The sequence below is a fragment of the Catenulispora pinisilvae genome (assembly GCF_015356865.1).
GTDB lineage: Bacteria > Actinomycetota > Actinomycetes > Streptomycetales > Catenulisporaceae > Catenulispora > Catenulispora pinisilvae.
Map to the genome: position 1 here is coordinate 1 of NZ_JAAFZA010000142.1, position 26,588 is coordinate 26,588.

Genomic DNA, 26,588 nt, shown 5'->3' on the forward strand with positions numbered 1-26,588 from the left:
CCGCGCACCAACCACGCCGCGCACCAACCACGCCGCGCACCAACCACGCCGCGCACCAACCACGCCGCGCACCAACCACGCCGCGCACCAACCACGCCGCGCACCAACCACGCCGCCCCCGGAACCGGGGTGAGAACCAGGCGGGGAGTGTGCCAAGATAGACGCACACGCGGGTCTTCGGGTCCGCGAGTGCGGATGTAGCTCAATGGTAGAGTCTCTGCCTTCCAAGCAGATTGTGCCGGTTCGATCCCGGTCATCCGCTCGCTAGCTACCAGCGGAAACGCTGACAACAGAGGGCCGTCCCGATCGGGACGGCCCTCTTGGGTCTCAGTTTGGGTCTCACTCGTCCCGCCGTCGGGCTCTATCGTCTTCACGTCCACTTCGTCACTTGTCTGCTCCGGGGGCTGGCACAGGAACCTGCCGATCCTGTCTGTCGATGGCTGGCCGCACGGCTGTGAGGACGTTCCTGACATATTCAGGGGCCGCTGCGTGGCCCTACGGGGCCCGGCTCTTGCTTGTCCCGGCGCGCCGTGGCGACCGCTCGTAGTAGGCCGGCACCGCCGCCCGAGGAGAACCTCGACTAAGCTCTGCACGCGAAACTGAGATGTCAGTACCCGTATGCGCGCACAATTTGCACGAGACCAACAAGGGGAGGCGGGCTTCGTGGGAATGAAGATGCGGGACACCGCTATGCCGAGCAGGGCGGATGCTTGGCGATCTTTACGCGGTCTACGCGTCAGCCCGCCAGGTGCCGCGTCTACGGATCGAGCCCGCGCCAAGACATTTCAAATGGCTTTAGAACAAGCGCAGCAGCTGATGGATGCGGCGGAGAGCGCCGGTCATGCCACCCGCCCGATTCAGCTTTTTTATGCCCTATCGCAAGCCGGACGCGCAATCGCGGCCGTGTCGACGCGCTTGCCTTCAAATACCTTAATACCAGACAAGGGCAATCCTGGAAGCATGATTTCGTTCACTGTTGACTGGCGGCTCCGAGGTCACGGTGTAACCGCTCCAGGGACAAGCGTGAATCGGATAGGAAAGGTGACCGTGCAAGCCGATTGGACCGGATTACTTCCAGGTGTGGCAGCGGCGCTCGGATGTGCCTGCCTGGCGCCAGAAGATAAGGTTAAGCTAAGAGACCTGTGGCCGCTCATCTGGGAGACACGCTTCGCTGGGGGGAGTTTGACCGACCTGGCTGAGTATCCAGCGCTCGAAATTATTGATGAAACCGGATTCCCGGCAGGTCTATCTCAAACGACCGAGGCGAACGGCCTAAGGAGGGCGAATGGCAGCGCTCCGACCGTCCTCCTTAACGGATTCCCTCAAGAAACGTACAAGCGATGCAGTTCTGACTACTCAAGCTTCCTTGCATGCTTAGATCATTACCCGTCGTTGACGGGTTGGTTGCCAGCAACCCCTCCTTCTTCGCTCTGGAAGCCAGCTCCAACGAATGTCCTTGCCGTTTCGTGGAACCATCCGGATGAGGCTCCGCAACCCGGTATCCGGTATCGTGGTTGGGATTTGATTGCTGTGCCTCGCGTCGGCGCGATGAAGGATGCGTTGAACCCTTTTATTGCGTGGTGGGCCGTGCTGTTTGCGCTTTCCATGATGGCGAGATATGAGCCAAGCAACTGGGCAGGCATGATCAGTATCGACTCGTCAAGTGATGCAAACGCCATCGAGAATCTTCTCGATCAGGCGCTCGGAGCCCTTCCGCATTTGATTTTGGAGGCCATCGACGTGTCTGCCTCGTAACGCAGGGAAAGGGTGACGCCAGAGGGCTGGCACTCGCCGTCTCGCTCACGCCGCTCCTTCGTCGTCTCGACCAGACCAGCGTAGTGATTTGTGGCTACACTGCGACGAGCTGCAAGCCGTGGTGCTCAGCGAAGTCCTGGTGGTCCTTGACGTTCAGTGTCGCCAGCGGAAGACCGTAGGTCAGCGCCACGGCTGCCACCCACATGTCATTCTGCGGGCGCGGCCGGCCACGCTTCGTCGCGGCAGCGGACAGCTTCCCCCAGGTCTCGGCAATCCTCGGTGTGCTGTGTAGCGTCGGTGTTCTGGCGATCCAGGCGGCCAGGGCGTCACGGTTGTGCGGGGCCCAGTCGCGCATCTCGGCCCACTTCACCATCTCACCGTAGGTGACGAACGAGATGGCCCAGTTCAGGCCGGTAATCCGGTTCAGAATCGGGAGCGGCTTCCGCTTGTAGGCGCCGGACGCCACGTCCGTGTCGAGGACGACAGCGCGGAGCGGGGCGCTCAACCGAGATTCGCCCGACGCTCGGCGTAGGTGAACGCTATGAACGCGTCGACCTCTTCGTCCGAGTCGAAGACGCCGGGGTCTGTGAAGTCGTCCACCGACTCGATCGGCCGGGGTTGCTTGGCCCGGATGATCTCCTCTAGCTCCTGCTGGAGGTCAGCGGGGACGGAAGCGGCTTCAGCCGGGTTCGTCGTCACGTCAGCCTCCCTGGTACCGCAATATTGCGAAGTGGTACTTCGTCACCAACCAGGGTACGCCGTGCTGCTGCCCACGGGCAGGGGCACGGTCGCAAGGCCACTCGAATGCCTGAACGAATACGCCTTTGTGTGTGCTGGCCTCGGCGGCAGGTCCGTGGGTGTACATGCACGTCGCTCGCACCGCGCCCTGGTTGTCGCTTGGTCTGTCACCTCTCGCAGCCTCGTTTGCAGGCTCAATTGAGGCTCGCACCAGACGTTTTTCCCGGAGCCGTTCCTTCCTCCGTCTGGCCGACGGCTGCGGGGTCCGCGCCGTCAGGTGCTGCCTGTGCGAGGCGGCGCAGCCGACGACGCTCGGACGCCCGTCGTATCCACAATACTGAGGCCACGGAAGCCGACCCAATAGGGAAGCCGTAGAAGCGCATGTTCTTGAACCAGATCGGAAGGGCAATGGCTCCTCCTCCGTGAACTGATCAAGAACTTCGATTGTTTGTGGATCGAGCTGCGAAGCTTCCAGGCCAAGTTGCCTTTCGGCTACCGTGAGCTCGCCATGGAGTTCAACAACGTTGAGGCACGCCTCCTCCAGCTGGGTTCGCCTGCGGTCAACTTCGAGCCGCCTGGCTCTCAGTTCTACGTAGGCATTGAGCTCGCTCCGGATTCTTTCGGCAGTTGCAGCATGATCAAGCGCCGTCGCGGCACGCAGTTTGGCTTCTGCCTCGGCTCGGAGCTCTTCGGCGTTGAAGTCTTGTCGCAAGCGCCACCCGCCCCCGGCGCTGCTCAAGCCGACCGGAACGCCGATGGCCCCTAGAAGCGCGACAGCAACCGTCCAACTCGCCGAAGGATTTCTGATGCCTTCTATCGTAAAGTAGGTGATGGTCCCCAAGACCAAGATTCCGAAGAAGATCAAAGCGTTCCCAAGCTCACGTCTCACACCTAGTACCTTAAGCGGGCAAAGGCTTGCTACGACAGGCTTCTTATTGAGTGGGGATCCCTACTGGTTGGCGCGTGAGGTACGCCCAACAATGGGTGCCCTCACGTGGCCTCATGTGTGGCCTGAGTTGGGCTCTGCCCCTCGGTCGTTGATGTTTTTTCCGCGCTTTGCGACGTTTGTGCTACCGGTGTCGGTAGACGCTGGCATGCTCGATGCATGAGTTTGCCCGGTGAGCCGCCCACCTACGGCGTTTGTCTGTGCTGTCGTCTTGGCAATGTGATCATGGCGTCGCCCAGGACGCCGGACGGACTTCCCTCAAAGGTCCAGGTGTGCGGGCAGTGCGTGAAGCATCAGGGTGGTGGCGTCCATGATCTCCGTAAGAAGGAAGAGAAGCACTGGGAACTATGGAACGACTGCTTCGAGCAGCTTCGTGATGAAGCTGAGGCGGCTCGCCAAGAGCTGGAGGACCGGCTTCAGGGGGAGATTAGCGCGCTGAGGCAGGAGCTTGAGGAGCGACCTGTGCACACGGTCGAGGTTAACGAGGATCTCGTACGCATCGAGGAGTCCGACAAGCAACGCATTAGCGCCTACTATGCGCGCGATATGGCATTTCAGCGACTTTCGCGAATCAAGATGCTGCACCGGGAGCTGGAGACGGGAAAATGTCGATGCCGCGCGCCGGGTCAGTGCAAGACCGCTTCGTTGATCGCCGATGACAGGGAGCTTAACCGTTGGGAGGAGAAGCAATGGAGGCTCCTCCAAAACGGAAGAGAGTTCGACTGCATGCTGCCTCAAGGACACCAGGGCCGAACGGACCCCCGATGGCGCCCTGGAGCGGCGTAGCCGTCGTTGAGGTCATCGGCGTGCTGAGGTTCGGCAGGGTCTCAATGTGGGTCTCAGTTGCACGGTTGATCAGTGGTGAATCGTGTTCGCGTGTCTCGCGGGAATTGCGCGTCTGACCAGGTCGCACAACGTGTGCACACGCATGCGAAACCGAATCCGCTACTTCCAAGCAGATTGTGCCGGTTCGATCCCGGTCATCCGCTCGTATTACGTAGAGCCCAGCTCAGGCGGTTGCCGCAGGAGCTGGGCTTTTGTCATCTCTCCCACGCGGTCAATTCGGCGACCGGCGCTTCTGTGAGCTCGGGCTGATCGTGGTCGGCGGTGTCCATGGTTGCGGGCGTGCTCCGATTCGCAGGTTCCTGACCAGCGCAAAGGACCACCGTGATCCGGTGGCCCTTTGTGTGATTCGGCCTCTTTTGCGACCTGCTTGGCTCAGTTCTGCGCGCTCGGCAGGGGCGGCAGCTCCCCGCTCTTCTCGTAGTCGCTCATCATGTCGATGCGGCGGATGTGGCGCTCTTCGTTGGTGAAGGCGGTGATGAGGAAGACCTCGACGAAGCGGGTGGCCTCTTCCTCGGTGTGCATGCGGGCGCCGATGCTGATGACGTTGGCGTTGTTGTGTTCGCGGCCTAGGCGGGCTGTTTCTTCGCTCCAGGCGAGGGCGGCGCGGATGCCGTGGACCTTGTTGGCGGCGATGGCCTCGCCGTTGCCGGAGCCGCCGATGACGATGCCGAGGGCGTCTGGGTCGGATGCTGTTTTGCTGGCTGCCAGCATGACGTACGGGGGGTAGTCGTCCTGGGCGTCGAAGGTGTGGGGGCCGCAGTCGACGGCTTCGTGCCCGGCGGTGGTCAGCCAGGAGACGAGGTGGTTCTTCAGGTCGTAGCCGGCGTGGTCGCTGCCGAGGTAGATGCGCATATGGAGGATTATCCCATCCGGGGGCGGTGGGGCAGAGTCGGCCACCCGTTCGGCCGATTGCGGTGGGGGGCGCGGTGGTGCACTGTTGTTCTAGTAGTCAGTCATGATCGTGGAGTGAGTGGAGCGCGCGGGGCAGCACACCGGACCGGGATACGGGGGGACAGCCATGGAACGATTCTCGAGATTCGTGTTGGCGAATCGGCGTGCGATCGCCGCGTTCTGGCTGGTGCTGTTCCTGACCGGCGGTTGGGCCTCGTCCGTCCTGTCCAAGCACCTGAATCAGAGCTTTACCATCGCCGGTACGCCGACGGTGGCGGCGACCGATGCGATGGTGGCCCAGTACCACGTCGGCGGTGGTTTCGATCCGGTGGTCCCGGTGTTCGTGTTGCCGCCCGGCGTGACTCCGGAGGGCGCGCGGCCGCGGCTGGAGACCGCGTTGGCGCCGGTGCCCGGGCGGGTCGTCGACTACTACAACACCGGCAATCGTGCGTTCATCGGGGCCGATGGCCGCACCATGTTCGCCCTCGTCTTCACCCCGGCCACCGGGGACCAGGTCAAGGACGCGAAGGCGCAGACCGACGCGGTTCGGGTGCTGCCGCACCAGCTCGGCGCCGCCGCGCCGCCGGGGACCCAGGTGCACGTCACCGGGATCACCCCGCTGTCCTCGAACGGCAGTGGCGGTGGCAACGGGGTGCTGACCGAGGCCATGCTCGGCGGGGCCGGGGCGCTGATCGTCCTGGCCTTCGTGTTCGGGTCCTTCCTCGCGCTGCTGCCGCTGATGATCGCCGCGGTCTCGATCCTGTCCAGCTACCTCGTGGTGCTGCTCCTGACCGAGTTCATGAAGGTCCAGGCGGTGGTGCAGTACATGGTCGGACTGATCGGCCTGGGCGTGGCCATCGACTACTCGCTGCTGCTGGTCACCCGGTGGCGCGAGGAGGTGGCGCACGGCGCCGACAACGAGACCGCGGTGCACCGTGCGATGGCCACCGCCGGGCGCGCCGTGCTGGTCAGCGGGCTGACCGTGGCGCTGGGCTTGCTCTCGCTGATCGTGGTGCCGATCCAGTTCATGCGCTCCATCGGCATCGGCGGCATGCTGATCCCGGTGGTCAGCGTGGCGGTGACGCTGACCCTGCTGCCGATCGCGCTCACCGGCTTCGGCCGCCGTCTGGACTGGCCGCGGCTGCGGCACGAGGCGAAACCCAGCCGGGCCTGGACCGCGTGGGCCCGCTGGGTGGTCCGACGGCGCTGGGTGGCCGCCGGCCTGGCGCTGGTCGTGCTGGTCACGCTGGCCGTCACCGCGCTCGGGATCCACGAGGGCGACCCGACGACCGACTCCCTGGCCAAGTCCGGTGACGCCCGGCAGGGGTTGGTGGCCCTGCGCGCGGCCGACATCCCGAGCGGCGTGCTGAACCCGTACGTGGTCCTGACCCCGCCGAACACCGAACCCACGACCCTGATGCCCGGCAACGGCATCGACGCGGTGGTGCCGGTGACCACGCCCCCGCCCGGCACCGAAAAGACGCCCACCACCCGGTGGCCGATGACCGTCGTCCTCCCCAGTGACGAGGCCGCCACCACCCAGGGCCAGCACGTCGCCAAGCTCACCCGCACCAACCTCGACAAGGCCGTGCCCGGAGTCCTGATCGCCTCCAGCGCCCTGGCGAACATCGACAACATCCACAAGATGTACGGCCAGTTCCCCATCCTCCTGGCCGTCCTGGCGATCCTCACCTTCCTGGTCCTGGCCCGGACCTTCCGCTCCCTGCTGCTCCCGGCCAAAGCGGTCCTGGCTAACCTGCTCTCGGTCGCCGCGGCCTACGGCGGCATGGTCCTGATCTGGCAGGACGGCCACGGCTCGCAGGCCATCTGGGGCGTCCCGGCCACCGGCGGCATCCCGTTCTGGATCCCGATGATCGTCTTCGCGTTCCTCTACGGCCTGTCGATGGACTACGAGGTCTTCATCCTGTCCCGCATGCGCGAGGAGTTCGACGCCGGCGCGAGCACGAACGAGGCGGTGGTCGTGGGCCTGGGCCGCACCGGTCGGCTGGTCACCAGCGCCGCGCTGATCCTCTTCATGGCCTTCGCCGCGCTGGCCAGCGCCCCGCCGACGTTCCTGAAGATCTTCGCCACCGGTCTGGGCGTCGGCATCCTGTTGGACGCGACTGTGGTCCGCGCGCTGCTCGTGCCCGCGCTGGTGTCCCTGTTCGGGCGCTGGAACTGGGTGTTGCCCGCGTGGGCCGCCCGCATCCTGCGGGTGGAGCCGTCGCCGTGAGCCGGCTGCGATCCCCGGGGCCCGTGAGCAACGACACGCCCGGAACCTCCAGGTCCGTCCTTGTGCCGCCATGATCGTGGCGCTAGCGTCCGCAGAAATTCGCACTGCTAGTTTCCCGGGACGGCCCCCATGAGTGTGCTCAGCTTCACCGACCAGTACATCGGCGGCAAATGGATCCCCTCGGCCTCCGCCGAGTCGGTCGAGGTGCTGAACCCGGCCACCGAACAGGTCATCGCCCTGGTACCGGCCGGTGGCGCGGCCGACGTGGACGCCGCCGTGGCGGCCGCCCGGTCGGCGGCGCGGGCCTGGGGCGCCAGCCACAAGGACTATCGGCTGGAGTTCCTGGGCCACCTGGTCACCAAGCTCGCCGAGGCCCAGCCGGAACTCGTCGAGACCGTGGTCGCCGAGCTCGGCTGCCCGGTCGGCTTCGCCACCGCGGTGCAGGCCGCCCTGCCGCTGGGCGTCGCCGAGAGCTACCTGCGGATCCTGGCCGACTACGAGTTCGAAGAGCAGGTCGGCAACTCGACCGTCTACCACGAGCCGGCCGGCGTGGTCGGGGCGATCACGCCGTGGAACTACCCGCTGCACCAGATCGTCGCCAAGGTGGTCCCGGCGCTGGCGGCCGGCTGCGCCGTGGTGCTCAAGCCGGCCGAGGACACGCCGCTGACCGCGCGCCTGTTCGCCCGGCTGGTCGACGAGGCCGGCTTCCCGCCCGGCGTCTTCAACCTGGTCACCGGCACCGGGACGGCGGCGGGGGCGGCGCTGGCCGCGCATCCGGACGTCGACATGGTCTCCTTCACCGGCTCCACCGCGGTCGGCCGGCAGATCGCCGAGCAGGCCGGACGCGGCGTGAAGCGGGTGGCGCTGGAGCTCGGCGGCAAGTCGGCCTGCGTCGTGCTGCCCGGCGCGGACCTGGCCAAGGCGGTCAACGTCGCGGTCGCCAACGTCTTCAACAACTCCGGCCAGACCTGCTCGGCCTGGACCCGGCTGCTGGTCCCCGAGGAGCAGTACGCGCAGGTCCTGGCGCTCGCCACCGAGGCCGCGGCCAAGTTCGTGCCCGGCGACCCGACCCGGCCCGAGACCCGGGTCGGCCCGGTGGTCAACGCCAAGCAGCGGGAACGGGTCCGCGGCTACCTGAACGACGCCGTCGGCGAGGGCGCCCGGGTCCTGGTCGGCGGACCGCAAGCGCCGGAAGACCTGCCCACCGGCTTCTACGTCCGCCCGACGGTCCTGGCCGACGTCACCACCGACATGGCCGTGGCCCGCGAGGAGATCTTCGGCCCGGTCATCTCCGTGATGTCCTTCCACGACGCCGAGGACGCCCTGCGTATCGCCAACGCCACCGAGTACGGCCTGGCCGGCGCGGTGTGGGCGGCCGACGACAACGAGGCCGTGGCGTTTGCCCGGCGCATGGACACCGGCCAGGTCGACATCAACGGCGGACGCTTCAACCTCGCCGCGCCCTTCGGCGGTTACAAGGGCTCCGGGATCGGCCGGGAGCTGGGACGTTTCGGGCTGGAGGAGTATCTGCAGACGAAGTCGCTCCAGTTCCGGGTCTGAGCCGGGCACACAGAGGGCGGCCGAACAGGGTGACGGCCGCCCTCTCTCTCATCCGAACCCGCTCATCCGAACCCGCTCATCCGAACCTGCTCAGACCAGCCCGCTCAGACCAGCCCGCTCAGACCAGCCCGAGAAACCCCGGATCCCCGACCCCGATCTGGTTCGCGAAGTCCGCGGATATCCCCAGCACCCCGGCCATCGGCACCGTCCGCCGACTGGTCGTGGCGACGTCCTCAGCCTGCTTGCTCCACAAGAACGGGAACACGCTGATCCCCTGCGCCGGCCCCGCCGCGGCCACCTCCGCGCGCCACCCCTCCCACCTCAGCGCGCTGTAAAACCCTTCCAGCCGCTCGGACAACAGCCACCCGAGCCACGCCGAGTGCCCGATGTCCAGCGCCTCCCACTCCAGCGTGTCCGGCGCGAAGTACGTCATCTGCCCCGGCTGGCCGGGCCGCCCCACCGCCGCCGGGTCCACCCCGTTCACCGCGAACACCCCGCCGAGCACGTCGTGTGCCACGACCAGCCCGGCCTGCGCCTGCCACGCCGGGTCGAAAGTCGCGGGGAACCCGTTCACCCGCGCCAGGCTCGGCAGGCTCCCGTCCTCGCCGGAGCCGCCGCCGAACACCCGCACCCAGCCGTCGTCGACCAGCAGGCCGCCGGAGTGCAGCGTGAGTCCGCCGAGCATCGATCGCGCCGTGACCTGGAGTTGCAACAGCCCGCGCGTGCTCTCCCGGGCGTCGGGCGCGAAGACGGTCAGGGGTATCGGGCAGGCCGCGAACAACGCCTGGAGGTCCGGCCACGCCGGATCCTCCACCTCGATCAGCTCGGTGAGTTCTCGCATCCGCCAGATGATGGCAGATCGCTCCGACGTTGCCGAGCCCGGGCGGCGAACCCGGCGGCGAACCCGGGCGGCGAACCCGGGCGGTGAACGGACCGCGGCCCCGAGACGGTTCAGGGGGCGTTCATCGAGCGGCCATCGAGAGGTCTAGACCAAGGTCTAGACCAAGGTCTAGACCAATCGATACCGTAGGCGGTGAATCAAAGCACGAATTCGCAAGGAGAACGTCGGCCATGGCGCCGAGTACAACACTGATATCCAGATCGACAGCCCGATCAGCCTCTCATTTACCGACTCCATCCGATGACAAAGAGTTGTACTGGTATTTCGGCCCTCAGCGCCGCTGGGTACTGCTCTTCTCGGCCCTCTCATTCGTTTTCACCGCTGTCACCCTGTTCCTGTTCGCCTTACGCACGCCTGCGCTGTGGGTGTTCCTGGCGGTCCTGGTCCTCAATCTGGTAGCGCTCGTGTTCTCGCTCGCGGACGGTCAGCGGCAGCGTCGACTGACCCGGGCCGGGCACGAGGTGTTGGTGCGGGCTTGGAATCCCGGTCCCGGGCGGGTGCCGAGCGTGGACCTGTTCCTACCGACCTGCGGGGAACCGTTGGAGGTACTTCGGAACGCCTACTTCTACGTCGCGCGGATGCGCTGGCGTGGCGAGCTGACGGTGTACGTCCTCGACGACGCGGCCAGCCCGGCGGTGGCGGCGTTGGCCGACGAGTTCGGGTTCCGGTACGTGGTGCGGCCGGACCGCGGTCACCTGAAGAAGGCGGGCAATCTCAACCACGCGCTCACGATCGCGTCCGGCGAGATCGTCGCGATCCTGGACGCCGACTTCTGCCCGCGAGCCGATTTCCTGGACCACCTGGTGCCGTACCTGGCCGATCCGACGGTCGGCATCGTGCAGAGCCCGCAGTTCTTCGACACTGACGAGAGCATGGCGTGGCTCCAACGAGCGGCCGGTGCCGCGCAGGAATGGTTCTTCCGCTGGGTGCAGCCTTCACGCGACGCCGCTGACGCCGCGATCTGCTGCGGCAGTAACGCGGTGTACCGGCGGGCCGCGCTGGAGCTGATCGACGGTTTCGCCAAGCTGGACCACTCCGAGGACATGTACACCGGGCTGGCGATGCTCGGGCGCGGATACCGGACGCAGTACGTGCCGGTGTTGGTGGCCAAGGGGATCTCGCCGGAGAGCCTGCCGGCGTTCGTGAACCAGCAGTACCGGTGGGCGATGGGCAATCTGCACTTGCTGACTGGGCGGGAGCTGAAGCGCGCGGGCGCGGCGTGGCGGACGCGGCTCTGCTACTACAACGGCGTCATCGGCTACGTGGTCATGGCGGTCAACGTGTTCGCCGCGCCGCTCCCACCGCTGATCATGCTGGCCGGCTACCCGCAGCAGATCCGGCCCTGGCATGTGCTGCCGCTGCTGGCACCGCTGTGGGTGTGGTTCGTGCTGCTGCCGGCGGTATCGCGTACCCGCTGGCGCTTCGAGGTGATCCGCGCGAACTACCTGGTCGCCTTCGCAGCGGCCGTGGCGCTGCTGCACACGCTGCGCGGCCGCGCCGCCGACTGGGTGCCGACCGGCGCCGGCGGCGGCCGCTCACGACTGGCGCGCGGCGTGGCGCGGATCGCGGTGCTGTGGCTGGGCGCGACGACCGGCGCGGCGCTGGTCGCGCTGGCGGTGGACGTGGCGCGCTTCGGGGCGGGGCGGATGTGGGGCGTCGCGGTCTATGTGGCGGTGACGGGCTACCTGACGGTTCCGCTGATCAGGGATCTGATTCCGGCGTTGAGGGGGACCAAGTGAGTGCGGTGCGCGAGGGCGGCGGGATGGTCGATGGCGAGCGGGAAAGTCACGGAACGGGGAAGTCGGAGGCCGGTGCGGCAGCGCTGATCGGTGCTGAGGCGATAGCCGATCCTGGCGCGAGTGCCGGACGCGCGGCGAGTCCGGAGCCCGATTCCGGCGAGCAGCGCACCAGTCCGGCTCCGCATCTCCCGGACAACACGGACCACCACCTCCGCTGGCCCGAAGCCGTGGCCATCACCCTCGCGCTCCTCCTCGGCGGCGCGGTGGCGACCGGGGTGTTCCGGCCGATGCTGCCCTGGCTGGGCTGAGCCGTGGCCGTGCGCGGATTTCGTGCGGACATCGAGGGGTTGCGGGCCGTCGCCGTGGTGGCGGTGCTCGGCTTCCATGCCGCGGTGCCGGGGATGGCCGGCGGGTACGTCGGCGTCGACGTGTTCTTCGTCATGTCCGGGTTCCTCATCACCGGGCAGGTGGTGCGGCGCAGCGATTTCTCGCTCGCCGAGTTCTACGCGCGGCGTGCGCGGCGCATCCTGCCGGCGGCGTCCGTCGTGCTGCTGTTCACCGCGTTGGCGACGTGGGCCTGGTTGCCACCGCTGCGCCAGCAAGACGTCGCCTACGACCTGCTCACCGCCGCGCTCAACGGCGGCAACTGGCGCTTCGTCGCGGACCAGACCAACTACCTGGCCGCCGCACGCGCGCCGAGTCCGTTGCTGCACTACTGGTCGCTGGGCGTCGAGGAGCAGTTCTACGTCGTGTGGGCCCCGCTGGTCCTGCTCGCGATTCTGGTCGCCCGCAAGCGGAACAGCTCCGTGCGGCGCTTCGTCCTCGCCGAGATCCTGCTCTTGTCCGCGGTGTCGTTCGCGCTGTCACTGCACTGGACGCACACGTCTGCGCCGCTCGCGTACATGGGCTCGCCGTCGCGTGCCTGGGAGTTCGGTGCAGGCGCGATCTTGGCCGTGGCACTCGACGGCCGATCGGTCGGCCTGAAGCGGAACGGCCTGAACCGAAACGGCCTGAACCGAGTCCGCACCGCGGCCGGATTCGCCGGCGCGGCCCTCATCATCGCCGCGACCGTCACCTACGACAGCAAGACGCCATACCCCGGAACCGCGGCCCTGCTGCCGGTCATCGGCACGGTCCTGGTCCTGTTCGCCGGAGCGGGGGAGTACCCGAAGTTCTCGATATCGGGGCTCCTCACCAAGAAAACGCCGCGAGCCATCGGCCGCCTCTCCTTCGCCCTCTACCTCTGGCACTGGCCGATCCTCGTCCTGGTGCAAGCGCGCTGGGGCGACCTCCCGTGGGAACTGGCCGCGACGCTGGCAGTAGCCTCCGCGATCCCCGCCTACGCCACCATGCGCCTCGTCGAGCAGCCACTCCGCTTCTCGAAGCTCATCACCGAAGTCCCACGCCGCGGAATGGCCATCGGCGCGATCGCGGTGATACTGCCCCTGGCAGCGGGCCTCGCGGTGGGCACCGGAGCGGCCCGCACCCTCGGCGACGCGCAGCCTTTCGACATCAGAACCCTGCCAGCAGCGGCCGCCACCGGCCCGCACCTCCTCGCCGCCCCGGCAGCGAACCGCACCGGCGGCCCGACCATGCCCACTCCCGCCCAAGCCCGCAAAGACTTCCCGCCCGACGGCGACTGCGAAGTGGCCCCGGCCGTCGCCATCAGCGAACCCTGCCTCTTCCTCCCGGCACAGGGAGAGCAATCCACAGCAGCACAAGCATCTCCACCAACCGGACTGATCCGTGACCCGAACCCGCCAGCCCTGACCAGCCTCCCAACCAACCGCATCATCCTGATCGGCGATTCCCATGCCGGGCAATGGTTCTCCGCGATCAGCCGCATCGCCGCCGACCGCCACCTGGCCGTCGAGGAACGCGTCAAACAAGGCTGCCCCTTCGCCGATCTCAAAGTCACCAGCCCCGTCCTCGGCCGCGACTACCGCGAGTGCTACACCTGGCGTGCCTCAGTCCTGGACCAGCTCCGCGAAGAGTCCCGGCCGGCCCTGATCGTCGTCTCCGAACTGGACTGGTACGCCCCACCGGCCCAGACGAAAGCCGCGTGGGGTAGCCCCCTGCAAGCCCTGACCGGCCTCGGAGTCCCGATCGCCGCCATCCACGACACCCCGAAGCCCGACACCGACATCCCGGTCTGTGTTTCCGGCTCCCAACACGACTGGAACGCCTGCGCCTTCACCAAAAGCAGCGCCCTGGCCGCCGATCCGCTCACCGAAGACCCTCGCGTCACCCCGATCGACTTCAGCTCCCTGCTATGCCCAGGCGATGAATGCCCGGCGGTGCTGGACGGCGTCCTCCTCTACCGCGACGACTCCCACCTCACCGACGCCGCCGCCTACCTCCTCACCTCACGACTCGCCGCGCAGCTCCCATTCACCAGTCCCTGGCACACGGTGTTCGCCGCCGACTTCCAAGGCCCGGCCGGTGCTCCGCCACCGAGCCGGGACTGGCTCATCGACATCGGCCACTGCTACCCGGGCTGCCCGGCCCCCGACTGGGGCACCGGCGAAGTCGAGACGATGACCGCCGACCCGGCCAACGTCCACCTCGACGGCCACGGTGCGCTCCAGCTCACCCCGCTCCGGGGCCCAGACGGTGCCTGGACCTCGGGCCGGATCGAGACCCGCCGCTCCGATTTCGCCGCCCCGCCCGGCGGCGAGCTCCGGATGAGCGCCGAGCTGACGCTCCCCGGCGTCACCCCGGCGGACGGCGCCGGTTACTGGCCGGCGTTCTGGGCCCTCGGCAGCGGCGTCCGCGACGGCAGCGATCCGTGGCCCGGCGGCGGCGAGATCGACGTCCTGGAGGCGCTGAACGGCCACCCGTCCCTGTGGTCCACCCTGCATTGCGGCACGCTCCCGACCAGCGCGGGCCTGGGCAAGGTCCCAGCCAACCCCTGCCACGAACCGACCGGGCTCACCTCCGCCGAGCACTCCTGCCCCAGCTGTACCTCCGGCCAGCACGAGTACTCCGTCGAAATCGACCGCTCCCGCACCCCCGAACAGATCCGCTGGTCCGTCGACGGCGCCGAGGTCTTCCACCTCGACGCCACCCAAGTCGACGCCGCGACCTGGGACGCGGCCGTCCACCACGGCTTCTTCGCGATCCTCGACCTGGCCGTCGGCGGCACGTTCCCCGGCCAGGTCGGCGGTCCGGCCGCCGCGCACCCCGGTCCGGCCACCGTCCCCGGCCGCCCGCTGACCGTGACCGCCCTCCAGGTCTGGACCCGGGACGGATGACCGCTACCATCTCGTCGGGGTTCGGCAGACCCCGACGACCTCGAGAACCTGGGGAGGGACCGCACATGGTCGGGAAGTGGGCCGCGATGTCCAAAGGCACACGGGTACTGCTGGTCGCGGTCCTTTGCTACGTGTTGGAATCGGTGCTCATAGTGGCGACCGACGCCGACGCCAACAACGGCTATGCCAGCGTCCTGATCGGTGCGGTCACCTCGGCGTTCGGCGCGTTCATAGCGACCGCGGCGCTCCACACCGACTACCTGGACGCGCTCCGGCTGCGCTGGCGTCTGCGCTCCGGCGCCGAGCGGGCCACCGCGACCGTGGCCGCCGCGGTCTCGTTCCACAACAGCGACTTCACCTACCCGGTCTACGAGTACGCGACCCCGGACGGCCAGACGCACCGGCACGCGGACGCCTCCAGCCGGGCGCTGGTGGTCGGGACCTCCGCCGAGGTGCGCTACCTGCCGGCCGAGGCCGACTTCGCGGTCGGGCCGATGAGCCGGTTCAACATCGTGGTGTTCAGCGTCCTGGCGGGGCTGGGCGTGGTGTTGCTGGTGATGATGCCGTTGATGACCTTGCAGGCGCTCTTCAGCTGAAACGGCCGAGAGCTGAAACGGCCGAGCGGCCATCACCGCGAAAATGGAAGCGCGGCGGAAATCCCGGCCCGCCAAAATCGCCGGCGTGAGCGCTTCCATCATCACCGCGAACCGGTCGGCTGCGGCGGGCTGCGTCCGATGGAGCCCGGCGTCGCCGAAGTCAAACGCATGTATGTGGCGCCGGACTGGCGCGGTCGGGGCGTCTCCGGGGCGGTTCTGTCGGCGTTGGAGCAGGCAGCGGTAGCGCGCGGCTGGTGCACGCTCCGGTTGGAGACCGGGCCGCTGCAAGCCGCCGCGATGCGCTTCTACGAGCGATCCGGCTACGTGCCGATCCCGCCCTACGGGCTGTATGCCGATGAGCCGACGTCCCACTGCTACCAAAGAGAGCTGTAGCGAGTTCGGGGACCGTTTCCTTTAGGGGCCGCCCTCCGGGTTACGATGGGGCTTCGTATCCCATCCACGCGCGACGTCGCGCCATGAACTCGAGGCTGCCGGCGCCGGCAGCGCCGCAAGGAGAGCAGCAGTGAAGAGCGCTGTCGAGACCCTGGACCCCACTCGGGTCCGGCTCACCGTTGAGGTCCCGTACGAGGAGCTCAAGCCGAGCCTCGACGCGGCCTACAAGAAGATCGCCGAGCAGGTCTCGATCCCGGGTTTCCGCAAGGGCAAGGTCCCGGCGGCGGTCATCGACCAGCGTTTCGGCCGCGGCGCCGCCCTTGAGGAGGCCATCAACTCCTCCCTGCCCCAGTTCTACGGCCAGGCGGTCGAGGAGAACAAGATCGAGGTCGTCGGCCAGCCCGACGTCGACCTGTCCGAGCTGGAGCCCGGCCAGGCGCTGAAGTTCACCGCGGAGGTGGACGTCCGCCCCGAGTTCGAGGTGCCGGCCTACGACGACATCGAGGTCGAGGTCGAGGACGCGACGGTGGCCGAGGAGGCCGTGACCGAGCGGATCGACGACATCCGCAAGCGCTTCGGCGCGCTCAAGGAGGTCGAGCGCGAGGTGGCCGACGGCGACTTCGTGACCCTGGACCTGGCCGCCTCGATCGACGGCGAGGTGCTGGAGGACGGCACCGCCAAGGGCATGAGCTACGAGGTCGGCTCCACCCAGCTGATCGAGGGCACCGACGAGGCGATCATCGGCAAGAAGGCCGGCGAGACCGCCACCTTCCCCTCCACGCTGCTCGGCGGATCGCACGCCGGCGAGGAGGCGACCATCGAGGTCACCGTCACCGCGGTCAAGGAGCGCGAGCTGCCCGAGCTGGACGACGAGTTCGCCCAGCTGGCCAGCGAGTTCGACACCATCGAGGAGTTCCGCGCCAACGTCCGCGAGACGCTGGAGCGCTCCGAGCAGTTCGAGCAGGTCGCCTCGGCCCGGGACAAGGTGCTGGAGGTCCTGCTGGAGCGGGTCGAGATCCCGCTGCCGAAGTCGGTCGTGGACGCCGAGCTGGCCTGGCGCAACGAGGCGCTGGACCGGCAGATCGCGATGGGCGGCATGACCCGCGAGGGCTTCTTCAAGCTCCAGGAGAAGACCGAGGAGGAGTACAACGCCGAGCTCGCCGACGAGGTGCGCGACGGGGTCAAGGCCCAGTTCATCCTGGACAAGCTGGCCAACGCCGAGGAGATCTCGGTGAACGAGGGCGAGCTGACCAACCACCTCATCCAGCGCGCCTCGCAGGCCGGCATGCGCCCGGACGAGTTCGCCCAGCAGATCTCCTCGGCCGGCCAGATCCCGGCCCTGGTCGGCGAGGTGCGCCGGGGCAAGGCGCTGAACCTGGTGCTGGAGGCCGCCAAGGTCAAGGACGCCTCCGGCAACGAGGTCGACGTCAAGAAGATCAACGCCCCCGACGTCGAGGACACCGACGGCGAGAACCCGGACAGCCACGGCCGCGTCCCCGAGGACGAGCACTACGGCCACAAGCACGACTGACCGGACACCTGCTCAGCCTTGGCCGGCCCGCGTCGGCCCGGGTTCGAACACCCGGTCATACGAAAGCCCCGCCCCCGACGTGGAGGCGGGGCTTTCGCGTATGCCGTCAGCGAACAAGGGCCGGGGCGCCGACGCCGCGGGGGACCGGGGCGTTAGGGTCGTCCTAGGACCGGCGATCACGCCCTTGACAGGGTTCGTCGTCGCGACGGTCCGTGCATCTGAAGCTTCCGACGAACCAGGCAGGGTGAACCTATGACGACGCCGCTGACCCCGATGGCCCGTGCGGGCGTTGACAGTCCGCTCGGCCTGAGCGACCAGGTCTACAACCGGCTGCTGCGCAACCGGATCATCTTCCTGGGCACCCAGGTCGACGACGACATCGCCAACTCGCTGTGCGCCCAGCTGCTGCTGCTCACCGCCGAGGACAGCGACAAGGAGATCTACTTCTACATCAACAGCCCCGGCGGCTCGGTCTCGGCCGGCCTGGCGATCTACGACACGATGATGTACATCCCCAACGACATCGTGACCGTGGGCATGGGCATGGCGGCCTCCATGGGCCAGTTCCTGCTCACCGCCGGCACCCCCGGCAAGCGCTTCGCGCTGCCGAACACCGAGATCCTGCTGCACCAGGGCTCCGCGGGCATCGGCGGCTCCGCGGCGGACATCCGGATCCAGGCCGAGCGCCTGCTGCGGAGCAAGAAGCGGATGGCCGAGCTGACCGCGCAGCACACCGGGCAGACCCTGGACAAGATCGAGCTGGACTCCGACCGGGACACCTGGTTCAGCGCCGCGGAGGCCAAGGAGTACGGCCTGATCGACGACATCATGACGCACGCCACCGACGTCCCCGGCGGCGGCGGTACGGCGGCCTGACGCCTCGCCGCGTCCCGCCTGACCCCCTCTACTTGGCCGCCCCTTCCTCGGAGGACTCTCTTCCCATGAACGACATGCGTTACCGCGGGCCCGAGCACGACGCCCGTTACATCGTCCCCAAGTTCAGCGAGCGCACCAGCTACGGCTTCCGCGAGTGGGACCCGTACTCGAAGCTGTTCGACGAGCGGATCATCTTCCTCGGCGTGCAGATCGACGACGCCTCGGCCAACGACGTGATGGCCCAGCTGATCACGCTGGAGTCGATGGACCCGGACCGGGACATCTCCATCTACATCAACAGCCCCGGCGGCTCCTTCACCGCGCTGACCGCCATCTACGACACCATGTCGTGGGTCAAGCCGGACATCCAGACGGTCTGCATGGGCCAGGCCGCCTCCGCGGCCGCCGTGCTGCTGGCCGCCGGCACCCCGGGCAAGCGCCTGGCGCTGCCCAACGCCCGGATCCTGATCCACCAGCCCTGGAGCGAGGGCGGCCGCGGCGACCTGTCGGACCTGGAGATCCAGGCCAACGAGATCCTGCGGATGCGCACGGTCATGGAGCAGATGCTCGCCAAGCACTCCGGGCGCGACGCCGAGCAGGTGCACAAGGACATCGACCGGGACAAGATCCTGTCCGCCGACGAGGCCAAGGACTACGGGATCATCGACCAGGTCCTCACCAGCCGCACGGAGACACTGAACGTCCGTTGAGGCAGACGTGGCCGGTTGCGGACACTGATGTGTCGGCGGGGTGACCCGCCACCGGCCGTGGCGTCGGATTATCATTCGATGCCACGGCCGATGCGCTCCTCACCGGAGCGCTGAGGCCTTGCCGGGGGTATGAGCGGTACCGTCTTGGGGGACAGACTACGAAGCGCCTTCGGGCGCCCGGTAGTGGGTCCAGCACCGGGATCTTCACAAAGGAGAAGCTCCACCGTGGCACGCATCGACAACGCCGACCTGCTGAAGTGCTCCTTCTGCGGCAAGAGCCAGAAGCAGGTCAAGAAGCTCATCGCGGGCCCCGGCGTGTACATCTGCGACGAGTGCATCGATCTGTGCAACGAGATCATCGAGGAGGAGCCCGGCGAGCCGGCAGCGGCCCGCGGCCTGGCCGAGCTGCCCAAGCCCAAGGAGATCTACGACTTCCTCGACGAGTTCGTCATCGGCCAGGACAACGCCAAGAAGAGCCTGTCGGTAGCGGTCTACAACCACTACAAGCGGGTGCAGGCCGGGGACTACCAGCGCGAACGCGGCGGACGCCGGGGCGAGCACATCGAGTTGGCCAAGTCCAACATCCTGCTCCTGGGCCCCACCGGCTGCGGCAAGACCTACCTGGCGCAGACCCTGGCCCGGATGCTCAACGTGCCGTTCGCCATCGCCGACGCCACGGCGCTGACCGAGGCCGGGTACGTCGGCGAGGACGTCGAGAACATCCTGCTCAAGCTGATCCAGGCGGCCGACTACGACATCAAGAAGGCCGAAACCGGGATCATCTACATCGACGAGATCGACAAGATCGCCCGCAAGGCCGAGAACCCGTCGATCACCCGGGACGTCTCCGGCGAGGGCGTGCAGCAGGCGCTGCTGAAGATCCTGGAGGGCACGGTCTCCTCGGTGCCGCCGCAGGGCGGGCGCAAGCACCCGCACCAGGAGTTCCTCCAGATCGACACCACCAACGTGCTGTTCATCGTGGCCGGTGCCTTCGAGGGCCTGGACAAGATCGTGGACTCCCGGGTGAACAAGCGCGGTATGGGCTTCACCGCGCAGCTGCGCTCCCGCTACGACATCGACACCACCGACGTCTTCGCCGACGTGCTGCCCGAGGACCTGCTGAAGTACGGCATGATCCCGGAGTTCGTCGGCCGGCTGCCCGTGGTCACCTCGGTGCACAAGCTGGACCGCGCGGCCCTGGTCCGGATCCTGGTCGAGCCGCGCAACGCGCTGATCAAGCAGTACCAGCGGCTGATGGAGCTGGACGGCGTGGAGCTGGTCTTCGAGGACGACGCCGTGGAGGCCATCGCCGACCAGGCGATCCTGCGCGGCACCGGCGCCCGCGGGCTGCGCGCGATCATGGAGGAGGTGCTGATGTCGGTGATGTACGAGGTCCCCAGCCACTCCGACGTCGGCACCGTGGTCATCACCGGCGAGGTGGTGCGCGAGCACGTGCTGCCGACGCTGGTGCCGCGGGACCAGCAGTTCCGCAGGACCGGGACGCAGCAGAGCCTCAACGAGCGGCGGGAGCGCTCGGCGTAGTCCCACGCCAGTCCCACGCCGGATCTTCCAAGCAGGTGGCGGCGGTTCGCTTCGGCGGGCCGCCGCCTTCATTCTTTCGAGTGCTACTCCGGTAGTACTGGTGTCCCTACTTGGGTAGGATGTCCTCATGACGATGAAGTTGAGCATCTCCCTGCCGGATGATGACGTGGCCTTCTTGGACGGGCTGAACGAGAGCTCCCGCTCGGCGGCAGTCCACGCGGCCATCAAGCTGGCCCGTTCGCTGCGGCTGGCTGATGACTACGCCGCCGCGTTCGACGAGTGGGAAGCCTCCGGGGACGCTGAGCTGTGGGACGGCGTGACCGGCGACGGGATCTCTAAATGAGCGGCTGGGCGCCCATCATGGTCCGGGGCGACATGTTCTGGGTCGACCTGGACCCGACGCGCGGGAGCGAGGCGGCCAAGACCCGTCCGGCTGTCATCGTCTCCAACAACGGCGTGAATACCACCGTGTTCAAAAAGGGTCGCGGTGTCGTCACCGTAGTGCCTGTCACGTCCAACGTGTCGTACATCTATCCGTTCCAGACGCTCATCCTGGCAGCTGAGCACCCGGGCCTGCGCACTGACTCCAAGGCCCAGGCTGAGCAGGTTCGGACCGTGGACGTTTCCCGCGTTGGGAACCGAATCACGACACTGACCACGAGCACCATGCAGGACCTGGAAGCCGCTCTATGTCTGCACCTCGGGCTGTAGCGGATACTCGGCAGAATCCCCACCTGGGCACCACTAAGCTTGTAGGCGTGAATGAAACCACCACTCCAGCCGCCCAGGGCGCTGCCGACAGCGCCGCCACCACTCTGCCGACCGCTTACGCGCCGGTAGAGGTAGAGGGCGAGCTGTACGAGCGGTGGGTAAAGAACGGTTACTTCACCGCCGACGCGGCCTCCGACAAGCCGCCGTTCACCATCGTGATCCCGCCGCCGAACGTGACCGGGTCGCTGCACGTGGGCCACGCGCTCAACCAGTCCATCCAGGACGCCATCATCCGGCGTAAGCGGATGCAGGGCTTCGAAGCCCTCTACCTGCCGGGCATGGACCACGCCGGCATCGCCACCCAGAACGTGGTGGAGCGCGAGCTCGCCAAGGACGGCCTGTCCCGGCACGACCTGGGCCGCGAGGCCTTCGTCAAGAAGGTCTGGGACTGGAAGGCCGAGTACGGCGGCAAGATCCTGGGCCAGCAGCGCCGCCTGGGCATCTCGCTGGACTGGTCGCGTGAGCGCTTCACCATGGACGAGGGCCTGTCCCAGGCCGTGCAGACCATGTTCAAGAAGATGTACGACGACGGCCTGATCTACCGGGCCGAGCGCATCATCAACTGGTGTCCGCGCTGTCTGACCGCGCTGTCCGACATCGAGGTGGACCACTTCGACGAGCCCGGCGAGCTGGTGTCGATCCGCTACGGCGACGGTGACGACGCGATCGTGGTGGCGACCTCGCGCGCCGAGACGATGCTCGGCGACACCGCGGTGGCCGTGCACCCGGACGACGAGCGCTACCAGCACCTGATCGGCAAGGAGGTGGCGCTGCCGCTCACCGACCGCCGCATCCCGATCATCGCCGACGAGCACGTGGACCCGGAGTTCGGCACCGGCGCGGTGAAGGTGACGCCGGCCCATGACCCGAACGACTTCGAGATCGGCCGGCGGCACAACCTGCCGATGCCGACGATCCTGGACGAGCACGCGAACATCACCGTGCACGGCCCGTTCCTGGGCATGGACCGCTTCGAGGCGCGTCCGGCCGTGGTGGCCGCGCTGCGCGAGCAGGGCCGGATCGTCGGCCAGAAGCAGCTGCTGCGCCCGGTGGGCCACTGCTCGCGCTGCGACACCGTGGTGGAGCCGCGCTTGTCGATGCAGTGGTGGGTGAAGGTGGAGCCGCTGGCCAAGGCCGCCGGCGACGCCGTGCGCGACGGTCGGGTGCAGATCCACCCGAAGGAGATGGAGCCGCGCTACTTCGCCTGGGTCGACAACATGCACGACTGGACGATCTCCCGCCAGCTGTGGTGGGGCCACCGGATCCCGATCTGGTACGGCCCGGACGGCGAGGTCGTGTGCGTGGGGCCGGGCGAGCAGCCGCCGGCCGGGCCGGGCTGGACTCAGGACTCGGATGTGCTCGACACCTGGTTCTCCTCCGGGCTGTGGCCGTTCTCCACGCTCGGCTGGCCGGAGCAGACCGCTGATCTGGCGAAGTTCTACCCGACCTCGGTGCTGCACACCGGCTACGACATCATCTTCTTCTGGGTGGCCCGGATGATGATGTTCGGTTTGTACGCCATGGACGGCGTGCAGCCCTTCGACAAGGTGGTGCTGTCCGGCCTGGTGCGGGACCAGTACGGCAAGAAGATGTCGAAGTCCAAGGGCAACGTGGTCGATCCGCTGTTGTGGATGGACAAGTACGGCTCGGACGCGGTGCGCTTCGGTCTGCTGCGCGGCGCCAACCCCGGCACCGACCAGGCCATCGCCGACGACTGGATCGGCGGTGCCCGGAACTTCGCGAACAAGATCTGGAACGCCACCCGGTTCGCGATGATGAACGGCGCGTTCGTGCCCGCCGAGCTGCCGGCCGCCGAGAAGCTCACCGTCGAGGACCGCTGGATCCTGTCCCGCCTCAACGAGGTGGTGGCCGAGGTGGACGCCCTCTATGAGGACTTCCAGTTCGCCAAGGCCATGGAAGCCCTCTACCACTTCGCGTGGGACGAGGTCTGCGACTGGTACATCGAGCTGTCCAAGCTGCGGCTGCCGATCGGTGCCACGGCCGACGACCCCGACGCGCAGACCGCGCGCGCGGTGCTGGGCCACGTGCTGGACGTGATGCTGCGGCTGCTGCACCCGGCCGTGCCGTACGTGACCGAGACGCTGTGGACCGCGCTCACCGGCCGGGAGTCGATCGTGATCGCCGAGTGGCCGCGGGCCGACCCGGCGCGGACCGACAAGGCCGCCGAGGCGGTGATCGAGGCCGTGCAGGAGGTCGTGACCGAGGTGCGCCGGTTCCGCACCGACCAGGGCGTGAAGGACACCCAGCGGGTGGCCGCGCGGCTGACGCTGACCGATGCGAAGCTGGCCGGGCAGGAGCCGGCGATCCGGCTGCTGAACCGGCTCACCGCGCCCGAGGACGGGTTCGCCGCGACGGCGACCCTGGCCGCGACCGGCGCGAAGGTGGAGCTGGACACCTCCGGCACCATCGACGTCGCCGCCGAGCGCAAGCGGCTGGAGAAGGGCCTGGCCGCCGCGCGCAAGGAGGTCGAGCAGGCGACCGCGAAGCTCGGCAACGCCGACTTCCTGGCCAAGGCGCCCGACGCCGTGGTGGACAAGATCCGTAAGCGGCTGGCCGACGCCGAGAGCGACATCGCCCGGGTGGGCGCCCAGCTCGAAGCGTTGCCGTCTGCCTGATCGGCCTACTCGGCCGCGATAAGGAACCATCTACCTCATGGCGAAAAACGTCGATCCCGAGCTCCAGGAGCAGTTCGAGGAAGTCCAGCACGAGCTCCTGGAGCGCTGGCCGGAGACCAAGATGGACCCGACCCTGGCACGGGTCCGGGCCCTGACCGAGCTGCTGGGCGACCCCCAGAAGGCCTACCCGGTCATCCACATCACGGGGACGAACGGCAAGACGTCCACCGCGCGGATGATCGAGACCCTGCTGCGCGAGCTCAACCTGCGCACCGGCCGGTTCACGTCCCCGCACCTGGAGTCGATGAACGAGCGCATCACCCTGGACGGAGCGCCGATCCCCATTCGGCGCTTCGTCGAGGTCTACGAGGACATCCGGCCCTACGTGGACATCGTGGACGGCTCGCAGGAGTTCCCGCTGTCCTTCTTCGAGGTGATCACCGGCATGGCGTTCGCGGCCTTCGCCGACGCCCCGGTCGACGCCGCGGTGCTGGAAGTGGGCCTGGGCGGCACCTGGGACTGCACCAACGTCGCCGACGGCCAGGTCGCGGTGATCACCCCGATCGACGTCGACCACGCGCACATCCTCGGTGACACCCCGGCCCTGATCGCCTCGGAGAAGGCCGGGATCATCAAGGAGGACGCGCTGGTCATCATGGCCCAGCAGCCGCTGGAGGCCGCCGAGGTGATCCTGCGCCGGGCCGGCGAGGTGCACGCCACCGTGGCCCGCGAGGGCCTGGAGTACGGCGTCGTGGAGCGCCAGCAGGCGGTCGGCGGCCAACTGGTGACGCTCAAGGGCCTGGCCAGCGAGTACACCGACGTCTTCCTGCCGCTGTACGGCGCGCACATGGCGCACAACGCGGCCACCGCGCTGGCCGCGGTCGAGGCCTTCCTCGGCGTCGGCCGCGGCGGCACCGCCCTGGACCCCGACGTGGTCCGCGAGGCGTTCGCCAAGGTCACCTCGCCGGGCCGGCTGGAGGTGGTCCGCCGCGGCCCGACCGTCATCGTGGACGCCACCCACAACCCGGCCGGCGCCCGCGCCACCGTCCAGGCCCTGGGCGACGACTTCTCCTTCGACCACCTGGTCGGCGTCCTCGGCATGATGCGGGACAAGGACGTGGCCGGGATCCTGGAGGTCCTGGAGCCGGCCCTGAACGAGGTCGTGATCACCCAGAACACCACCGAACGCGCCATGCCGGCCGCGGTCCTGGCCGAACTGGCCACCGAGATCTTCGGCGCCGAGCGCGTCCACCTCGCCACCCGCCTGGACGACGCCATCGACCTGGCCATCGGCCTGGCCGAAGAGGCCATCCCGGCCGGCACCTCCGCCGGCGCGGGCGTCATCGTGACCGGCTCGGTGGTCACCGCGGGCCAGGCGCGTACCCTGCTGGTGCGGGACGGCGTCGAGCGCGTCGTGGACCGGCACTCCTTCGAGGACGTCCGGTTTGAGGACGCCGAGAAGGAGGACTTCGACGACCGGGACCTGGACCTCTTCGGGGACCGGGACGGCGACGGGGACGGCGAAGGCGGCGGGGACCGGGAAGGCGGCCGGCGAGGCGACCGCGAAGACTTGACCGACACTGTGTCTGATTTCGAAGATGAGTACGGCGGTGACGACCGATGATGGTCCGACGGATGGCGGCCTCGGTACTGTGCTTCGAGGTCCTGGTGATCCTCTTCTTCGCCCTGGTGGCGATGAAACTCAGCGACCTGAGCACCGGCACGGTCTGGGCCATCTGCGGCCCCGGCATGGCCCTGGCCGCCCTCCTGTGCGGCATGCTCCGCAAGCAGTGGGCGTACTCGGTGAGCTGGGTGTTGCAGGCGGCGCTGATCGTCGCCGGCTTCGTGATCACGGACATGTTCTTCATCGGCGGCTGCTTCACGCTGCTCTGGTACTGGGCACTGAGGGCCGGGCGGCAGATCGATGCGGAGAAGGCCGCTGCTTATGCGGCTTATGAAGCGGCGCAGGGTGCGCAGGCCGCGGCTGTGGAGTCCTAGACTCCCGGCGCAGGTACGTGGACCGGTTCGTGCGCGGCATCGAAGTCACCTACGACGTGCCGCCGAGCTGACCCCGGGTAGCTGGTCCTGTACCGGCCTGCGTCGCCGGACCGCCGACACGGCCGGGACCATCACGGCCAGCATCCCGAGTCCCACGAAGCCGATCACGTCCGCCGCTTTCAGATGTCCGCTTTCGGTGCAGGCGGCCCAGGGCAGCCACACCACTGGCACCATTCACAGTGGCGGGGTCACCGCGATCGTCACCTGTAGGCGTTCCCGAACAACCGCGCTCGGCGCTCTTCCGTCTTGAGCTCCGCTTCCATTCGGTAGCGGCGCCCGCGCTGTCGCCGCTCCGCTTTCGCCACGGCGCCGCCGCTGTGCTTGCTCGCGGCGGCGCCGTGGAGCAGAACACGATCGTCGGGATCCCAACTATCGCGCAGCACGTGCCAAAGCCGACCGAGTACCTGGCACTGTCCGTCGTCGTTTCCCGGATGCCGATGCAGACGGCGGTCCCGACGTCGTGTCTCGTCCCCTCACTGATTCGGCCACATGAATCAAGCACTTCGACTACGTCTGACTAGCCTTCTGAACACGGGTTTCTCATCACCCCAGGCCTAAAGTAAAGCCCTGCGATTGTCCGCGGGGAGGCGGGGGAGGGCGGGGAAGTGGGCG

Annotated in this window: 23 protein-coding genes and 1 tRNA gene; 20 read left to right on the forward strand and 4 right to left on the reverse strand. The window is 67.9% G+C overall.

What is annotated here, in order from left to right; all coding sequences use genetic code 11:
* Positions 1 to 191 precede the first annotated feature (191 nt).
* A tRNA-Gly gene (locus tag IZR01_RS31200) sits at positions 192 to 262 on the forward strand.
* A gap of 428 nt (positions 263 to 690) precedes the next feature.
* Entirely contained in the window at positions 691 to 1,755 is a 1,065-nt protein-coding gene (locus IZR01_RS31205; protein ID WP_438939709.1) for a YaaC family protein, read from the forward strand.
* 94 nt (positions 1,756 to 1,849) lie between these two features.
* Here the strand turns inward: IZR01_RS31205 and IZR01_RS31210 are convergent, their stop codons facing one another.
* Both IZR01_RS31210 and IZR01_RS31215 read right to left on the reverse strand, forming a co-directional pair.
* Positions 1,850 to 2,260 (reverse strand): type II toxin-antitoxin system VapC family toxin, encoded by a 411-nt coding sequence (locus tag IZR01_RS31210; protein ID WP_194897563.1) that lies wholly within the window; start codon positions 2,258 to 2,260, stop codon positions 1,850 to 1,852.
* Positions 2,257 to 2,454 (reverse strand): hypothetical protein, encoded by a 198-nt coding sequence (locus IZR01_RS31215; RefSeq protein ID WP_194897562.1) that lies wholly within the window; start codon positions 2,452 to 2,454, stop codon positions 2,257 to 2,259. Before IZR01_RS31215 ends, IZR01_RS31210 begins: the two co-directional genes overlap by 4 nt.
* A gap of 487 nt (positions 2,455 to 2,941) precedes the next feature.
* On the opposite strand from IZR01_RS31215, the gene IZR01_RS31220 reads away from it, so the two are divergent.
* Together IZR01_RS31220 and IZR01_RS31225 are read left to right on the forward strand one after the other, a co-directional pair.
* Positions 2,942 to 3,259, forward strand: a complete 318-nt coding sequence (locus IZR01_RS31220) for a hypothetical protein (RefSeq protein WP_194925958.1) — start codon at positions 2,942 to 2,944, stop codon at positions 3,257 to 3,259.
* A gap of 339 nt (positions 3,260 to 3,598) precedes the next feature.
* The gene (locus IZR01_RS31225; RefSeq protein ID WP_194897560.1) at positions 3,599 to 4,225 is read left to right on the forward strand and encodes a hypothetical protein; all 627 of its coding nucleotides are present in this window, start codon (positions 3,599 to 3,601) and stop codon (positions 4,223 to 4,225) included.
* Positions 4,226 to 4,657: 432 nt separating this feature from the next.
* On the opposite strand, the gene IZR01_RS31230 is transcribed toward IZR01_RS31225, so the two are convergent.
* Positions 4,658 to 5,137: a ribose-5-phosphate isomerase gene (locus tag IZR01_RS31230; protein ID WP_194925959.1), complete on the reverse strand. Its 480-nt coding sequence runs from the start codon at positions 5,135 to 5,137 to the stop codon at positions 4,658 to 4,660.
* A gap of 166 nt (positions 5,138 to 5,303) precedes the next feature.
* On the opposite strand from IZR01_RS31230, the gene IZR01_RS31235 reads away from it, so the two are divergent.
* Both IZR01_RS31235 and IZR01_RS31240 read left to right on the forward strand, forming a co-directional pair.
* Complete coding sequence (locus tag IZR01_RS31235) at positions 5,304 to 7,409, forward strand: MMPL family transporter (protein WP_194925960.1); 2,106 nt, start codon at positions 5,304 to 5,306, stop codon at positions 7,407 to 7,409.
* A 129-nt stretch (positions 7,410 to 7,538) separates the two neighbouring features.
* Positions 7,539 to 8,969, forward strand: coding sequence for an aldehyde dehydrogenase family protein (locus IZR01_RS31240; RefSeq protein ID WP_194925961.1), 1,431 nt, complete (start codon positions 7,539 to 7,541; stop codon positions 8,967 to 8,969).
* A gap of 118 nt (positions 8,970 to 9,087) precedes the next feature.
* On the opposite strand, the gene IZR01_RS31245 is transcribed toward IZR01_RS31240, so the two are convergent.
* Positions 9,088 to 9,810, reverse strand: coding sequence for a DUF2625 domain-containing protein (locus tag IZR01_RS31245; protein ID WP_194925962.1), 723 nt, complete (start codon positions 9,808 to 9,810; stop codon positions 9,088 to 9,090).
* A 311-nt stretch (positions 9,811 to 10,121) separates the two neighbouring features.
* Between IZR01_RS31245 and IZR01_RS31250 the strand changes: the two genes are divergently transcribed.
* The 14 genes from IZR01_RS31250 (at position 10,122) to IZR01_RS31315 (ending at position 25,916) form a co-directional block, all read left to right on the forward strand.
* Positions 10,122 to 11,609, forward strand: coding sequence for a glycosyltransferase family 2 protein (locus IZR01_RS31250; protein ID WP_228560610.1), 1,488 nt, complete (start codon positions 10,122 to 10,124; stop codon positions 11,607 to 11,609).
* The gene (locus tag IZR01_RS31255; RefSeq protein WP_194925964.1) at positions 11,606 to 11,917 is read left to right on the forward strand and encodes a hypothetical protein; all 312 of its coding nucleotides are present in this window, start codon (positions 11,606 to 11,608) and stop codon (positions 11,915 to 11,917) included. The genes IZR01_RS31250 and IZR01_RS31255 overlap by 4 nt, the downstream gene beginning before the upstream one ends.
* A 9-nt stretch (positions 11,918 to 11,926) precedes the next feature.
* Positions 11,927 to 14,863 carry an acyltransferase family protein gene (locus IZR01_RS31260; protein ID WP_194925965.1) on the forward strand — a complete coding sequence of 979 codons (2,937 nt, stop codon included), beginning with the start codon at positions 11,927 to 11,929 and terminating at the stop codon, positions 14,861 to 14,863.
* Between the two features lie 86 nt (positions 14,864 to 14,949).
* Positions 14,950 to 15,459 carry a hypothetical protein gene (locus tag IZR01_RS31265; RefSeq protein ID WP_194897248.1) on the forward strand — a complete coding sequence of 170 codons (510 nt, stop codon included), beginning with the start codon at positions 14,950 to 14,952 and terminating at the stop codon, positions 15,457 to 15,459.
* A 60-nt stretch (positions 15,460 to 15,519) separates the two neighbouring features.
* Positions 15,520 to 15,852 carry a GNAT family N-acetyltransferase gene (locus IZR01_RS31270; protein ID WP_323746544.1) on the forward strand — a complete coding sequence of 111 codons (333 nt, stop codon included), beginning with the start codon at positions 15,520 to 15,522 and terminating at the stop codon, positions 15,850 to 15,852.
* Positions 15,853 to 15,982: 130 nt separating this feature from the next.
* On the forward strand, positions 15,983 to 17,383 hold the full coding sequence (gene tig, locus IZR01_RS31275; RefSeq protein ID WP_194897249.1) for a trigger factor: 1,401 nt from the start codon (positions 15,983 to 15,985) through the stop codon (positions 17,381 to 17,383).
* 252 nt (positions 17,384 to 17,635) lie between these two features.
* Positions 17,636 to 18,259, forward strand: coding sequence for an ATP-dependent Clp protease proteolytic subunit (locus IZR01_RS31280; protein WP_369125416.1), 624 nt, complete (start codon positions 17,636 to 17,638; stop codon positions 18,257 to 18,259).
* A 65-nt stretch (positions 18,260 to 18,324) separates the two neighbouring features.
* Positions 18,325 to 18,969, forward strand: a complete 645-nt coding sequence (locus tag IZR01_RS31285; protein ID WP_323746542.1) for an ATP-dependent Clp protease proteolytic subunit — start codon at positions 18,325 to 18,327, stop codon at positions 18,967 to 18,969.
* Positions 18,970 to 19,194: 225 nt separating this feature from the next.
* A complete protein-coding gene (gene clpX / locus IZR01_RS31290) occupies positions 19,195 to 20,511 on the forward strand; it encodes an ATP-dependent Clp protease ATP-binding subunit ClpX (RefSeq protein ID WP_323746543.1) in 1,317 nt (438 codons plus the stop codon).
* A gap of 127 nt (positions 20,512 to 20,638) precedes the next feature.
* A complete protein-coding gene (locus IZR01_RS31295) occupies positions 20,639 to 20,854 on the forward strand; it encodes a DUF8778 family protein (protein WP_228555433.1) in 216 nt (71 codons plus the stop codon).
* A 17-nt stretch (positions 20,855 to 20,871) separates the two neighbouring features.
* Positions 20,872 to 21,222, forward strand: a complete 351-nt coding sequence (locus tag IZR01_RS31300; RefSeq protein WP_369125504.1) for a type II toxin-antitoxin system PemK/MazF family toxin — start codon at positions 20,872 to 20,874, stop codon at positions 21,220 to 21,222.
* A gap of 47 nt (positions 21,223 to 21,269) precedes the next feature.
* A complete protein-coding gene (locus IZR01_RS31305) occupies positions 21,270 to 23,918 on the forward strand; it encodes a valine--tRNA ligase (protein WP_194925966.1) in 2,649 nt (882 codons plus the stop codon).
* Positions 23,919 to 23,955: 37 nt separating this feature from the next.
* Positions 23,956 to 25,542 (forward strand): bifunctional tetrahydrofolate synthase/dihydrofolate synthase, encoded by a 1,587-nt coding sequence (gene folC / locus IZR01_RS31310; protein WP_194925967.1) that lies wholly within the window; start codon positions 23,956 to 23,958, stop codon positions 25,540 to 25,542.
* A gap of 11 nt (positions 25,543 to 25,553) precedes the next feature.
* Positions 25,554 to 25,916 carry a DUF4233 domain-containing protein gene (locus IZR01_RS31315; protein WP_228555435.1) on the forward strand — a complete coding sequence of 121 codons (363 nt, stop codon included), beginning with the start codon at positions 25,554 to 25,556 and terminating at the stop codon, positions 25,914 to 25,916.
* Positions 25,917 to 26,588: the final 672 nt, after the last annotated feature.

Excerpts from the sequence above, each read along its gene's own strand:
- IZR01_RS31205 (WP_438939709.1), top strand. The coding sequence starts at position 691 with ATGCCGAGCAGGGCGGATGCTTGGCGATCTTTACGCGGTCTACGCGTC.
- IZR01_RS31235 (WP_194925960.1), top strand. The coding sequence starts at position 5,304 with ATGGAACGATTCTCGAGATTCGTGTTGGCGAATCGGCGTGCGATCGCC.
- IZR01_RS31300 (WP_369125504.1), top strand. The coding sequence starts at position 20,872 with ATGGTCCGGGGCGACATGTTCTGGGTCGACCTGGACCCGACGCGCGGG.
- IZR01_RS31225 (WP_194897560.1), top strand. The coding sequence starts at position 3,599 with ATGAGTTTGCCCGGTGAGCCGCCCACCTACGGCGTTTGTCTGTGCTGT.
- IZR01_RS31315 (WP_228555435.1), top strand. The coding sequence starts at position 25,554 with ATGGCGGCCTCGGTACTGTGCTTCGAGGTCCTGGTGATCCTCTTCTTC.
- IZR01_RS31230 (WP_194925959.1), bottom strand. The coding sequence starts at position 5,137 with ATGCGCATCTACCTCGGCAGCGACCACGCCGGCTACGACCTGAAGAAC.
- IZR01_RS31285 (WP_323746542.1), top strand. The coding sequence starts at position 18,325 with ATGAACGACATGCGTTACCGCGGGCCCGAGCACGACGCCCGTTACATC.
- folC (WP_194925967.1), top strand. The coding sequence starts at position 23,956 with ATGGCGAAAAACGTCGATCCCGAGCTCCAGGAGCAGTTCGAGGAAGTC.
- IZR01_RS31245 (WP_194925962.1), bottom strand. The coding sequence starts at position 9,810 with ATGCGAGAACTCACCGAGCTGATCGAGGTGGAGGATCCGGCGTGGCCG.
- IZR01_RS31265 (WP_194897248.1), top strand. The coding sequence starts at position 14,950 with ATGTCCAAAGGCACACGGGTACTGCTGGTCGCGGTCCTTTGCTACGTG.
- IZR01_RS31240 (WP_194925961.1), top strand. The coding sequence starts at position 7,539 with ATGAGTGTGCTCAGCTTCACCGACCAGTACATCGGCGGCAAATGGATC.
- IZR01_RS31295 (WP_228555433.1), top strand. The coding sequence starts at position 20,639 with ATGACGATGAAGTTGAGCATCTCCCTGCCGGATGATGACGTGGCCTTC.
- IZR01_RS31280 (WP_369125416.1), top strand. The coding sequence starts at position 17,636 with ATGACGACGCCGCTGACCCCGATGGCCCGTGCGGGCGTTGACAGTCCG.